Below are 15,288 nucleotides of genomic sequence, written 5' to 3'. Positions count from 1 at the left end.
CGCAAATGCCAACCAATGTGCCTCGTGCTACACCTCGATCCCGCAGGAGACGGGCAATGCGATTGGCAGCAGCATTCAGCTCCGCATAGGTCAACCGTTTGTCCTCGAATAGCGCCGCCAGCGCATCTGGCATTCGTTCCGCCTGCTCCTCGAACAGCTGGTGGAGTGTCTTCTGACGCGGATATTCCGTTCGCGTATCGTTCAGAATGGCAAGCAGATGATGCTGCTCATGCTCGGACAGCAGCTCCACTTTTCCGATTTCTAGCTCCGGTTGAAACAATACGACCGACAGCAGGCGGAAGAGATGAGCGATCATTGATTCGACATAGTCCGAACGGTATCGATTATCGTCAAAGCTCATGCGTAATTGAATGCGGTCATTTACGAATTCAAATTGAAATGCGGCTTCTGCGGCTGCGCTTTGTTCCAATGAAGCAGTATGTATGTTTGTATAGGAAACGAGTGTATTCACGATAGGCAATCCTTGGGGATCCACTTGCAAATTCAATTGCCGAAACATTTTACGGAAAGGAAGGTGCTGATGCTCAAGCGCCTCACTGACTGACGCTTTGATCTGCCCTAACAACGATTTGAACGTGCTTTTACTGTTCACATTATTTTTAATCACCAGAAAATCATGGATAGGCGGATGCTCCCCATGTAACGCCGTATATGCAGGCATACCTACCAACACATTTTCGTGATTGGTATATTTATAGAGCAAGCTTGTCACTCCTGCCAATACGATCATGTACACGGCCATATCCGATCCGTTCGCCAGGGTGATGATTCTCTGTGACAACTCAGGCGGAAGTGTGCGATTGATGACACCCATGGTGTTTACGCGCCCCATATTGTTATTGGAGGAATTGCTATATGGCAGAACGCTTATACTGTCTTCGGAATCAAATTTCTCGTTCCAATAAGCCTCTTCCTTATCAAACACCGACTTCATTCGTAAACATCCCCTATCCTACTGTTTTATTGAAAAGACCGGGAGTGTGCGGCTCGAATTAGAGCGAACACACACTCCTGGATCCATGTGCTTGTTAGGTCCGTCTGAAATCGTCTAGAATGCGAACTCTATCGTTTCAATAGAGCGCTGATTGTTAACGGATTGCTCATTGCACTTGATATCGCGTAACCGAATGTGGGGGTCTTCGGCGATTTGAGCCAGCACAAGCAGGAAGTCTCTCATGATCTTATGAATCATGGCAGCCTTGAACAACTTGGTGCCGTATTGGAAGCCTCCCTTAATCACATCATTGTCTTCGGAAACGAACAGCGTGAGATCGAATTTCGCATCGATCGGATTGTCAAGCACATAAGGAGACAAGGTTAGAGCTTCCAATCGCACCTCATGGTCCTCTGTATTTTGCATGACAAACATCGTGTCGAACACCGGATTCCGGTTTGCGTCCCATTGCACATTCAGGCGTTCTACCAGTTCCTCAAACGGATAATCTTGATGCTCGAAGGCGCCCAAGGCCGTTTCCTTCACTTCCTCCAGATAGGACAGGAAGGTCTTGTCTCCTGCCAGATGATTGCGAATGGCCAATGTGTTGACAAACATCCCGATGAGCGGCTCCAAATCCGCATGCGCTCTTCCCGCGACAGGAGTTCCCACGATGATGTCTTCCTGTCCGCTGTATTTGGAGAGCAGCACGGTATATGCGGACAACAGAACCATGTATAGCGTGCTCTCGCGATTCGACGCAAGCTGGCTCAACCGTTGGGTGAGAGCGGCGTCGACTTCGAACTCGATCTGCGCTCCTTCGAAGCTGCGGACGGCAGGCCGGTCGTAATCGGTCGGCAGCTCGACAACCGGCAATTCCCCGGCCAGCTTCTCCAACCAATACGCTTCCTGACGTTTCATGTGCTCGCTGTGCACTCCGGACTGCTGCCACACCGCGTAATCCTTGTATTGAATGCGGAGCGGAGCCCGCTCCTCTCCCGCATACAACTGTGCGAACTCGCTGACCAGATTCCCCAAGGAAGCACCGTCGGAAATAATGTGATGCATGTCGAACATCAAAATATGACGCTCTCGTTCCAATTCCACCAGCCCAACACGGAGCAGAGGCGGCTTCCGCAAATCAAACGTGCGGATGAAGCGGCGAATGAGCTGCTCAGCATCCTGCACGGTAGCCGCCTTACGGTGCTCAACGACAAACTTCACGTTGCGGTGCACGCGCTGTACCGGCTCCCCGTCAACCATGTCGAAGCCGGTGCGCAGCGTCTCATGCCGCGAAATCAGCTTCAAGAATGCCAATTCAAAGCGCTCGCGATCCAGCGTTCCTTCGAGCGACACGACTCCCGGCATGTTGTAGCTCAGATCTGCCCCTTCCAACTGGCTCACGATGTACAGCCGCTTCTGGGCGGATGACAACGGGTAGACGTCACTTTCCTCAGCCAACGGGATCGCGGCATATTCCTGCTTCTCCATCCCGGCTATCATCCCGGCCATCTCCTCAATCGTCGGGCACCGGAACACATCCCGCAGCGGCAGATTGACGTGCATTTCCTTGAACACCTTGCTTGCCAAGGTCGTCGCGCGCAAGGAGTGTCCACCCAAATCGAAGAAATTATCCTTCACGCTCACGTCCGGCAGACCCAGCACCTCTTGCCAGATTCGGGCCAGCTGCGCTTCCAGCGGCGTGCGCGGAGCTACGAACTCCGCTCCGGTATGCAGGCTGCCTTCCGGCTCCGGCAGCGCTCTGCGGTCGATCTTTCCGTTCGGCGTCAACGGCAGCCGATCCAGCTGTACGAAGTACGACGGAATCATGTATCCCGGCAAATCCTGGGACAAGCCCCCTCTCAGCTCCGCTGCCGACAGCGGCCGCTCCGCCACGAAGTACGCGCACAATTGCTTCTGTCCTCCGTCATCTTCCCGGGCCATGACGGTCGCTTCCTGTACGGATTCCACGCTCAAGAGCTGCGACTCCACCTCGCCGAGCTCGATTCGGAACCCGCGAATTTTCACCTGATGGTCGCTCCGGCCTACATATTCGATGGTGCCGTCTGGCAGCCACCGCGCCACATCTCCCGTCTTGTACATGAGGTCGCCCGGCGCGAACGGGTTAGCGATGAATTTCTCGTCCGTCAGCTCTTGGCGTCCCCAATAACCGCGACCTACGCAATCCCCGGACACGTACAGCTCGCCTGCGATGCCGATCGGCTGCAGCTCCAGCCTGTCGTTCAAGATGTAAATGGCCGTATTCGCAATCGGCGCGCCAATCGGCGGCAGGCCGACCGCGATATCGTCCGGCTCCATCGTATAAGCGGTAACCACATGCGTTTCCGATGGACCGTAATGATTGTGCAGGCTGATGCGAAGCCGCTGCAGGCACGCTTGGATCTGCGGCGTGACGACCAGCTGCTCCCCGGCAGTGATAATATGCGTGACACAGTCCGGGAAGCGTTCCGCCCATTCCGGCTCGGCAAAGATGAATTTCAGGAACGCGACCGGGAGATACAGCACCTCGATCCCGTTGTCCTGAATCCAGGTGAACAATTGCGCCGGATCTTTACGCGCCTCGTTCGGAATTAAGAACAGGCAGCCCCCGAACAACAGCGCGGAGAACATCTCCTGGTAGCACACATCGAAGCTGTTCGACGCATACTGCAATATGCGGGACGGAAGCGGAATGCTCGTTCCGGCCTGCTCATAATGCAGCAAATTGATTAAATTGCGCTGCTCCAGCATGACGCCCTTCGGATTGCCCGTCGTGCCAGACGTGTAGATGATATAGAGCAAGTTCGACGGTTCGCTCTCATTCGGCACGTTCTCGTCATGCCCTTGATAGAGCGATGCATCGTGAATATCTACCTTCTCCACCTCGGGAGGAATCACCTCGAACCAGGCCAGCTCGGTCAACGCCAGCTTGGCGCCGCTATCCTCCAGCATGTAACGGATCCGCGTCTCCGGATATTCCGGATCGATCGGGACGAACGTTCCGCCCGCCTTGAGCACAGCCAATACGCCGACGACCATGGCGATCGAACGCTCGACCATGATTCCCACGGGCCGTTCCGATCCGACTCCTCTGTCCCGCAGCACCCAAGCCAGCTGATTCGCCTTCCGGTTCAGCTCCCGGTATGTCAGCTGCTCGTCACCGAAAGCGACGGCTGGCGCATCCGGCGTTCGGTCCGCCTGCTCCTCGAACAACTGATGGATAGTCTTCTCACGCGTGTAGCCCATGTCCGTCGCGTTGAAAATATTTTGTATCTGATCCTGCTCCTCGGCAGTCACCATCTGCAGCGATGCCAGCCTTGCATGCGGATTTCCGACCACGCCATCGATGAGCTGCGTAAAGTGGCCCGCCATCCGTTCCACCGTCTCGCGCTCGTATAGCTCGGTAGCATATTCGATGCTGCACACAATCTCCTCTTCCGCTTCCTCGGCCTGGAACGTCAAGTCAAACTTCGACACGGTATGCTCGCTCTGATAGTTCTCAATATGCAGCCCGTTGATATTCATCTCGCCCTGCTCCGCATTTTGTAAAATAAACATCGTGTCAAAAATCGGATTCCGGCTCATATCCCGCGTGACCTGCACGTTCTCCACCAGATCTTCGAACGGATAGTTCTGATTCTCATAGGCGCCCAAGGTCGTGTCTTTAACCTCCTCCAGATAAGAGAGGAACGTTTTCTCGCCCGCCGGGTAGTTGCGAATGGCCAGCGTGTTGACGAACATCCCGATGAGCGGCTGCACATCTCCATGGTTTCTGCCTGCGATCGGCGTGCCTACGATGATGTCTTCCTGGCCCGTATATTTGTGCAGCAGTGCGGTATAGGCCGCCAATAGCACCATATACAACGTTGCGCCGCTCTCCGAACCGATCTGCCGCAATGCAGCGCATTGGTCCCGGCCGATAACGAATTGCAGTATATCTCCCCGGAAGCTTTGAACAGCAGGCCGTACATGGTCCGTTGGCATTTCCAGCACCGGCAGCTCTCCGCCAAGCGCCTGCAGCCAATAGGCTTCCTGTTGCTTCATCTGCTCTTGCCGCTCGTCGGATTGCTGCCATGCGGCAAAATCCTTGTACTGAATGAGCAGCGGCTGCAGTTCTTCTCCGCCATACAAGCGGACGAATTCATTGATGAGAATTCCCATCGACGTGCCGTCGGAAACGATATGATGCATATCGAACATCAGAATATGGCGTTCCTGAGCCAATTCGATCAATCCTACACGCAGGAGCGGCGGCTCCTCAAGCTTGAACGCGCGCACGAATTGACGCAGCCTTGCTTCGGCTTCTTTGTCGCTTGCTTGCATATACTCCACCGCAAAGTCCACATTCTCGTATATCCGCTGCATCGGTTCGCCGTTAATCATTTCGAAGCCGGTGCGGAACGATTCGTGCCGAGCAATCAGCTTGCGGAACGCCGCTTCGAACCGCTCCCGATCGAGCGCCCCCTCCAGCAGCAGCATGTTCGGCATGTTATAGCTAAGCTCCGCCCCTTCCAGCTGATGCAAAATATACAGCCTCTTCTGGGCCGATGACAGCGGATAATGCGCTTGCTCTTCGACCAGCGGAATGGATGTGTACATCTGCTGTCCCAATCCGGCAATGCGCTCAGCCATCGCTTCGAGGGTCGGGTGCTTAAATACGTCCCGCAGCGGCAGCTCGATACTCAGCTCCTTATGCAGCTTGCTTGCCATCGTAGTGGCGCGCAAGGAGTGTCCGCCGAGCTCGAAGAAGTTGTCATTTACGCCAACATTCTCCAGTCCGAGCACCTCTTGCCAGATACGGGCCAACTGCTCCTCCAGAGCCGTGCGGGGCGCAATATATTCCGTACCTGTCTGCACATGCTCTTCCGGCGCAGGCAGCGCTTTCTGGTCAACCTTGCCGTTCGGCGTCAGCGGCATCCGCTCCAGCTGGACAAAATAGGACGGGATCATGTATCCCGGCAATTGTTGCGCCATAGCGCCGCGCAGCTCGCTAGCCGATAGCGTGCTCTCCGCCACAAAGTATGCGCACAGCTGCTTCTCGCCGCTTCCGGTTTCCCGGGCGACAACGGTCCCTTCCAGAACAGGCTGGACTTTCAGCAGATGCGCCTCCACTTCGCCTAATTCAATGCGATAGCCGCGTATTTTAACCTGATGGTCGATCCTGCCTACATATTCGATGCTTCCATCCGGCAGCCATCTTGCCAAGTCACCTGTCCGGTACATCCGCTCTCCTGGAACGAACGGGTTGTCCACGAACTTCTCCGCCGTCAACTCCGGACGGTTCAAGTAGCCCCGCGCGAGCCCGTCTCCGGCTACGCACAATTCTCCGGCCACCCCAATCGGCTGCAAGCCGTTCTCCTCGTTGATGATGTAAATCGTTGTGTTGCTGATCGGGTGTCCAATCGGAACATTGAGGGCATCCGCCGCCACTTCATTCACGTCGTGACAAGTGGCAAAAACCGTACTCTCCGTCGGACCGTAAACATGCTTGATTTTGCCTGGTCCCAAATGACGCAGCGCTTTGCGGACATGGCTGACGGAAACGCGCTCTCCGCCGAACAAAATGGCGCGAATATGGCGCAGGCAGTCAGCCTTCACATCAACGAGCACATTGAAGAACGCGGTTGTAATGAACATGACGGAGATGCGCTCGCGTTCGATTAGCTCTGCGAGCCGTTCTACATCCAACAAGGTCTCTTGCGGAATAAGAACGAGTCTGGCTCCGTTCAGCAAAGCTCCGTACATATCGAATGTCGATCCGTCGAAGGCATAGCTGGATAGCTGCAGCACATTGTCCTGCTCTCCAATGTCGATATAGTCAGCGCCTTGAACGACCCGCACGATATTGCGGTGCATCGTCAAATTCCCTTTCGGTTTGCCCGTCGTGCCCGACGTGTATATGACATATGCCAAGTCGGCAGGACCGTTGTTCAGATCCAGATTCGTGCTGTCGCTGCTATAAGAGTGCTCATCATCTAAGATGACGCGTGTGCCTGCCCCCGGAATTCGCTCTTGCAGATGACGCTGCGTTACGATGATTTGCGTCCCGGAGTCCTCGAGCATGTAACGGATTCGCTCTTCCGGATATTCCGGGTCGATTGGCACGTATGCCCCTCCAGACTTCAAAATCGCTATTATCCCCACCATCATGTCTAGGGAACGTTCAACCATCAGACCCACCAAACGGTCAGCCCCTGCACCATCGGCTCTCAGCGTCCTAGCCAACCGGTTCGCCCGTTCGTTCAATTCTCGGTATGTCAACTGACTGGTCTCATGCACGACGGCAATCGCATCAGGGGTTCGTTCCGCCTGCTCCTCGAATAAGCGGTGAATCGTCTTATCCCGCGGATATTCCGTTCGCGCATTATTGAATATGCTTGTAATCTCCGCTTGCTCCGCCTCGGTCGCCAGCTTAAGTTCCCCTACGGTCACTTGCGGGTTGGCCGCGATTTGTTCCAGAACATTCACCAGATGACCTTGCAACCGCTCCATGCTCGTCCGATCAAAAACGCGCGCATTGTAATCGAAGTTGATGACAATCTCTTCTCCTGGCACGACGATGAAGTTGAAATCATAGTTCGTTTGCTCGGCCACTTCGACGTTCGTTATCGCCAGCATTCCCTGATCGTCGTTGCCTGCTTGCTCCATCTGTTCATCCATCGGGTAGTTCTCGAACACCATAATCTGCGATATTAAATCTTGCTTTTGCGAGCAGCGGGCCTGAATTTCATACAACGGATAATAGTCGTACTTGCCAGATTCTAACGCCTGCTCTTGCAGCCGCCCCATCACTTCCGCGAAGCTCGTCTTCGCCTCGCAGCTGACCCGGACCGGTATCGTGTTGATAAATAGCCCAATCATCGCTTCGATTCCCGGAATCTCCGCCGGCCTTCCGGATACGACGCTGCCGAACACCGTGTCGCGGGTTCCGTTGTATTTCTGCAGGATGATGCCCCATGCCGCTTGCAGCAGCGTATTTAAGGTGACCTGATGCTGTCTGGCCACCCTGCTCATGCGTCCGCTCAAGGTTTTTCCTAATTCGCAGGTCAGCTTCTCTGCAACGTATTCTTCGCCCGCGCCTTGCGCCGTCTGTTGCGGCAATGCCGCTTGCTGATCATATCCAGCCAGATATTCGCTCCAATATGCGGAGGCCGCTGCTTCATCTTGCTGCTCCAGCCATTCGATATATTGACTGTACGCCGGCACCGATGTTGCCTGCTCGGGGTGGTGCTGCTGCAAGTAGACGGAGTACGTGTCAAACAGCTCTTTGGCAAGCTGAGGCAAGCACCAGCCGTCCATCAAAATATGATGCGAACTCCAGATCACCTGATAACTTGTTTCTCCCGTACGCATGACCATTACGCGCATCAGCGCATCCTGCTCCAGATCGAATCCGCGAGCATGATCCTCAGCTGCCGATTTTTCGATGCATCTGTTCCGATCCGCTGCTTGCAGCTCCCGCAAATCTGCATAAGCGAATCCAATTCGCTTATCGCGGAACACGACTTGCAGCGGTTCGCCACTCCAGCCGCTTAGGAAGTTCGTTCGCAGCACGGCGTGATTGTTCGCCAATGCGTCCAAGCTCTTGACGAAGACATCTGTATCGAGCTCTCCTTCTATCGTAAATCGAGTCTGTTCATGATACGCCCCCGACTGCCGGTCCATCGCGCTGTGGAACCACATGCCTTTCTGCATTGGCGTCAGCGTATAAATATTTTCGATTTCGCCGTTGCGCCGCGTTTGTTCCGCGATCCGATCAAGCTCCTCCACGCTCAATCCTTGCAGCAAAACATCGCTCGGCGTTAATTCAGGCCGTTCCTTTGCCGCGCAATGGTCAATGATCTCCTGCAGGCTCGCCCGCAAACATCCGGCCAACTCTTCGATGGTTTCCTTGCGATATTCCTTGCCGCTGTAGCTCACGTCCAGCGATAGCAAGCCATCCACGATCATTCCGCTAATATCCAAACTGTAATTGCGTGCCTGTTCGTCGCTCATATCCGAACCACTTGAATAAGATGATAGTTCCAGCTCGTTGCCTTGCAGATCCTGATCGAACTGTCCCAAATAGTTGAAGCGAAGTTCAGGCGTGAACGCTTCCGTCCATGCAGGTTCTTGCGCAGACGATAAATATCGGCAGATGCCATACCCGATGCCCTTGTTCGGAATGCGGCGCAAATTCTCCTTCACCTGTTTGATCCGATAAGACAATGTCTTGTCTGGCTCCGCTTCAATCAAAACTGGGTATTCGCTTGTAAACCATCCCACGGTACGCGTAATGTCGATATCCGTCAAGATGGATTCCCGGCCGTGGCCTTCCAGCGTGACCAGCACCCGATCGCGACCGCACCATTTGTGCACGGCCATTCCCAATGCCGCCAGCAAAATATCGTTCATCTCCGTGTTGTATGCCCGGTGAACATGCTTCAACAGCCGCTCCGTATCCTCCCTGCTCCATTGAACGTTCACGGATTCGCTTTCGCGCTGCAAGGAGCAGGCCGCTTCCCAGTCCTTAGGCAGAGGCTCCGTGTCCGTCTGCGCGATGCGCTGCCAGTATGCCCGTTCATTCTCCAAGTCAGAACTATGCGCGTACGTTGCGAGTTGCTCCGACCAGATGCGGTAGCTATCGGTTTTGACCGGAAGACGAATCTCTTCTCCCTTCAACGCTTGCTCGTACCCATCTGCAATGTCTTCGAGCAAGATCCGCCAAGAGATTCCGTCTATGACGGTATGATGGATGACGATCAATAGATGATCCCCGTCTGCACAGTGGAACAATCCCGCTTTCACCAATGGACCCGTCTGCAGATCGATGCCGCTCTGAATCTCATTCGCCTTGGCTTCGATCGAACGGCCGCACTCCGGATCTTCTTTGAAGTCCGCCACGTCCAAACTGTAGAGATCGCCTTCGCTGATTCCCCGGTTCCACGCCTTATACCCGCCATGTTCTGTCTTGCGGAATACTATTCGCAGCGCGTCGTGGTGCTTGACGATTTTATGCAGCGTTTTGCGAATCGCCGCTTCGTCGAACCCTTCCTGCCGGTGCAGCATAATCGATTGGTTAAAGTGATGCGGATTCGCGAATTCCTGTTCCATGAACCAGCTTAAGATCGGTGTCAGAGGCATCTCCCCTGCCACTTCTCCTTGATCGGCCATTCTGGCAACCGGCCGGACCTGCAGACTTAACTGCGCGATGGTCGGGTACTTGAACAGCTCCCGGATTTCAAGCTTATAGCCGGCCTGCTGCAGCCGGGAAGCCACTTGAATGGATTTGATGGAATCGCCGCCAAGCTCGAAGAAATGATCCGTCACTCCGACCCGCTCGATGCCCAGCACCGCCTGCCACACGACTGCGATCGTCTTTTCCGCCTCGGTCCGCGGGGCGACGTACTCTGTTCCCGTGTAAAAGCTTCCTTCTGGGCTCGGCAGCGCCTTGCGGTCGATTTTCCCGTTCGCCGACAACGGCAATCGCTCCAGCTGCACGAAGTATGACGGAATCATGTAGTCCGGCAATTGTGCGGCCAGCGCTGATCTCAGCTCGCTTACCGTCAGCTCGCTGTCAGCGGCGAAGTAGGCACACAATGCTTTCTGTCCGCTCTCATCCTCCCGCGCGACGACAACCGTTTCCCGGATGGCTGCGGCTTGCAGCAGTTGGGCCTCGATTTCGCCAAGCTCGATTCGATACCCCCGAATTTTCACTTGGTGGTCGAACCGGCCTAAATATTCGATGTTTCCATCCGGCAGCCAGCGGGCCAAGTCGCCCGTCCGGTACATCCGCTCACCAGGCTTGAATGGAATTTCCACGAATTTCTCCGCCGTTAGCTCCGGCCGCTCCCAGTAGCCTCGAGCCAAGCCTGCGCCCGCGATGCATAATTCCCCGGCTACGCCGATAGGCTGCAGTTGATTCTGCCGGTTCACGATATAGATTTGCGTATTGTCAATCGGCTTTCCAATCGGCACGCTCGAATACGGTTGCCCCGCCTCGCAATCAAAATACGTCACATCCACGGTCGCTTCCGTCGGCCCGTACAGGTTGATAAGCCGCGCTCCATTCACCGGCGCAATGCAGCGCTGGAACCGCTCCGCCTGCGAAGCGGTGAGCGCCTCTCCGCTCGCGAACACCTGCCGCAGCGAAGTGAGGTTGCGCTCCCGTTCCGCGATCGGCTGTTCCTCGACATATTCAAGGAAGGCATTCAGCATGGACGGCACAAAATGCATCGTACTGATATGCTGCCGCTCGATCGTATCCAGTATGACGGCCGGGTTCTTCTCCCCGCCGACCGGCAGCAGGCACACTTTGGAGCCTACGAACGCCCACCAGAACAGCTCCCAGACAGAGACGTCAAACGTAATCGCCGTCTTCTGCATAATCGTATCGCTCGGACCGATTGGGTATCGTTTCTGCATCCACAGCAAGCGGTTAATGACCGAACCATGCTCCACCAGAACGCCCTTCGGTCTGCCTGTCGTGCCCGACGTATAGATGACATAAGCGGCATCGCTGGCCTGGTTGACCCGTTCCGGATTCGTGCTGTCGCCGGCATAGGAGCTTGCTTCATCCAGATTGACGATGCGGCCTGCAAAGGACACGTCCTCTCCCGCACGGCCCTGAAGCAAGAGCACCTGCGCTCCCGAATCCTCCAGCAGGTAGCGGATGCGCTCTTCCGGTGAATCCGCGGCAATCGGCACATACGCCCCGCCAGCCTTCAAAATCGCCATGATGCCAACCATCATCTCCAGCGAACGCTCGGCCATGATGCCGACCAGCTGATTCGGCTGCACTCCCAATGACCGTAACGTCCAAGCCAAGCGGTTTGCGCGTTCGTTCAGTTCCCGGTACGTCAGCTGTTCCTGCTCGAACAGGACCGCCGCCGCATCCGGGGTTCGTTCGGCCTGTTCTTCGAACATCTGATGGATCGTCTTCTCTCGCGGATACTCCGCTGCCGTATCGTTGAACGCGAGCATCAGCTGCGTTTTCTCCCTGGCGGTCGCCAGTTCCAGCTCGCCCACGGCCATATGCGGGTTGGCCGTAATCTGCTCAAGCACATGCACGAGATGACCCTGCAGCTGCTCTATGCTCTCCCGGTCGAACACGTTGGCGTTATACTCCAGACGAATCACAATTTCGTCACCCGGCATGACGATCAAGTTGAAATCATAGTTCGTTTGTTCCGCCACCTCGACGTCGGTAATCGTCAGCTTGCCCCGATCATCGCTTCCGGCTTGCTCCATCTGTTCTGCCATCGGGTAGTTCTCGAATACCATGAGATGGGAGATGAGATCCTGCTTCTGCGCGCACTGCGCTTGAATCTCATACAGCGGATAATAATCGTATCGTCCGGATTCCAATGCCTGCTCCTGCAGCCGTCCCATCACCTCGGCAAAGCTCGTCTCCGCTTCACAGGTGACGCGAACCGGAATCGTGTTGATGAACAGTCCGATCATCGCTTCAATCCCTGGAATTTCCGCCGGTCTGCCCGATACGACCCCGCCGAACACCACATCGTCTGTGCCATTGTATTTCTGCAAAAGGATGGCCCATGCCGCCTGCAATAACGTATTCAGCGTCACCTGGTGCTGCTTGGCTACATGGCTCATCCGCCCGGTCAAGGCTTTGCCCAATTCGCATAAAATGCGCTCCGCGGCGTACTCATCGCTGCGACCTTGCCCCTTCGCTTGCGGCAGTACCGTTTGTTGGTCATAACCAGCCAAATGATTCGCCCAATACGCGGATGCCGCTTGGTCATCTTGTTGTTCCAACCACTCGATATATTGACTGTACGCAGGTGCCGTTGTCCGCTCGAGATGCTGATGCTGCACATAGGCGGAATATGTGTCGAACCATTCCTGTGTAAGCTGCGGCAAGCACCAGCCATCCATCAGAATATGATGGGAGCTCCACAGCACCTGATAGCTTTCTTCCGCCATGCGCACCACCGATACGCGCATGAGCGCATCCTGTTCCAAATCAAATCCCCGCATACGGTCCTCTTGCGTCAAAGTCTCGACATGCGTCTCTCGCTCGGCTTCCGGCAAAGCGCACAAATCTTCATAAGCGAATCCAAGCCGCTTGTCTCTAAATACAATTTGCAGCAGTTCGCCGTTCCAGCCGTTATAGAAGTTCGTCCGCAGCACGGCATGTTGCTTGGCCAATGCATCCAGGCTTTTGGCAAAGACCTCTACGTCGAGCGCGCCCTGGAGGGTAAACCGCGTTTGTTCAAAATAAGCGCCCGCATGCTGATCCATGGCGCTGTGGAACCACATCCCCTTCTGCATCGGCGTCAAGGTATACATATTCTCGATGTCTCCGATGCGCTGCGTCTGCTTCGCTATTTGCTCCAGTTCCTCTACGCTCAATCCTTGCAGCAAGATGTCGCTCGGCGTGACCTCCGGCCGTTCTTTCGCAGTGCAATGGAGTATGATCTCCTGCAGGCTCTCCTGCAGATATATGGACAATGCCTCGATTGTCTCCTTGCGGTATTCCTTCCTGCTGTAACTCAGTTCCAGCGCCAATGATCCGTCTGCCACCATTCCGTTGATATCCAGCGCATGGGTGCGGGCTTGTTGACGGCTCACTTCCATACCGCTTGAATATGGAGATACTTCCATCTCATTGTTCTTCATATCCTGATCGAACTGTCCCAAGTAATTGAAGCTGATATCCGGTTCCGCTCCTCCCCAGACGGCTTCATCGTGCAGCTCGGACATATATCGGCCGATGCCATAGCCGATGCCTTTGTTCGGAATTTGGCGCAGGTCCTCCTTCATCTTCTTGATGCGGGAGGATAAGCTTTTGTCCGGCTCCATCTCGAGCAACACCGGATACTCGCTCGTAAACCAACCGACGGTGCGCGTGATGTCGATGTCCGTCATGATGGATTCCCGGCCGTGCCCTTCCAGCGTAACCAGCACTCTGTCGCGGCCGCACCATTTCTGCACGGCCATTCCCAACGCCGTCAGCAGAATGTCGTTCATTTCCGTGTTATACGCCCGATGGACATGCTTCAATAGCTGTTCGGTAGCCTCTTGGCTCCACTGGACGGTGACGGATTCACTATCCTGCTGCAAAGAGCATTCCGCTTCATAATCCCTAGGCAGAGGCTTCGCTGCCGTCTGCGCGATACGCTGCCAATACGCCCGTTCGCGCTGCATGACCGGACTGCGCGCGTATTCAACGAGCTGATCGGACCAAGTGCGATAGGAATCGGTCTTGAAAGGCAAGCGCAGTGCTTGGCCCTTCAGCGCTTGTTCATAGCTTGCGGCGAAGTCTTCGAGCAAGATGCGCCAAGAGACGCCGTCAACGACGGCATGATGGATGACGATGAGCAAATGATCCCCGTCCGCGCCGTGGAACAACCCGGCTCTCACCAATGGACCAGCCTGCAAATCGATGCCGCTTTGTATCTCGTTCGCTGCGGCTTCAATCATCCGTTCACACGCCGCAACCCCCGTAAAGTCCGCCACGTACAGACGATAGAGATCGCCTTCTCCGATTCCACGATTCCACGCCGTATATCCTTCCTCCGTCTTGCGGAACACCATCCGCAGCCCATCATGATGCTCCACAAGCTTCTGCAGCGCCTTGCGGATCGCGGCTGTGTCGAAGCCCTCTTTCCGGTGCAGCATGACCGATTGGTTATAGTGATGCGGATCGGCGAACTGCTGCCCGAAATACCAGCGTTGAATCGGAGTCAGCGGTACCGTACCGCTTACTTCGCCTTGGTCTGCCATTCTGCCAACCGGCTGGATATGCGGACTGAGCTCCGCGATGGTCGGATATTTGAATAAATCCCGGATTTCCAGCTTGTAGCCGGCCTGATGCAGCCGGGAAGATACTTGAATCGATTTGATGGAGTCGCCTCCAAGCTCGAAGAAATGATCCATCAATCCAACACGCTCTGCGCCTAATACAGCCTGCCACACGGCTGCCAGAGTCTTCTCCGCCTCGGTTCGCGGCGCGACATAGTCAGTTCCGGTATGCGCGCCTCCTTCCGGAGCCGGCAGCGCTTTACGGTCGATTTTGCCATTCGGCGTCAACGGCAGCTGCTTCAACTGGACGAAGTACGATGGAATCATGTACCCCGGCAGCTCCGCCGCCAATGCTCCCCGCAGCTCGCTCACTGTCAGCTCGCGTTCGGCGACGAAGTATGCGCACAATGACTTCTGCCCGCCGGCGTCTTCCCGCGCGACGACGACCGCTTCACGGATGAACGGCGTTTTCAGCAGTTGGGACTCCACTTCGCCAATCTCGATCCGGTAGCCCCGGATCTTCACTTGATGATCGATCCGCCCCAAATATTCGACGTTGCCGTCCGGCAGCCACCGGGCCAAGTCGC

General features: G+C 55.4%; 2 protein-coding genes. Both read right to left on the bottom strand.

Annotated features, from left to right (window positions below; translation table 11 throughout):
- Window positions 1-955: non-ribosomal peptide synthetase (locus tag LQV63_RS30515; RefSeq protein ID WP_233699534.1), on the bottom strand; the 955-nt coding region annotated here is incomplete at its 3' end.
- Between the two features lie 114 nt (window positions 956-1,069).
- The coding region (locus LQV63_RS30510) for an amino acid adenylation domain-containing protein (RefSeq protein WP_407672995.1) at window positions 1,070-15,288 on the bottom strand (14,219 nt) is incomplete at its 5' end.

The sequence above is a fragment of the Paenibacillus profundus genome, assembly GCF_021369635.1.
GTDB classification, from domain to species: Bacteria; Bacillota; Bacilli; order Paenibacillales; family Paenibacillaceae; genus Paenibacillus_B; species Paenibacillus_B profundus.
This window is presented reverse-complemented; position numbering and strand designations above follow the sequence as displayed.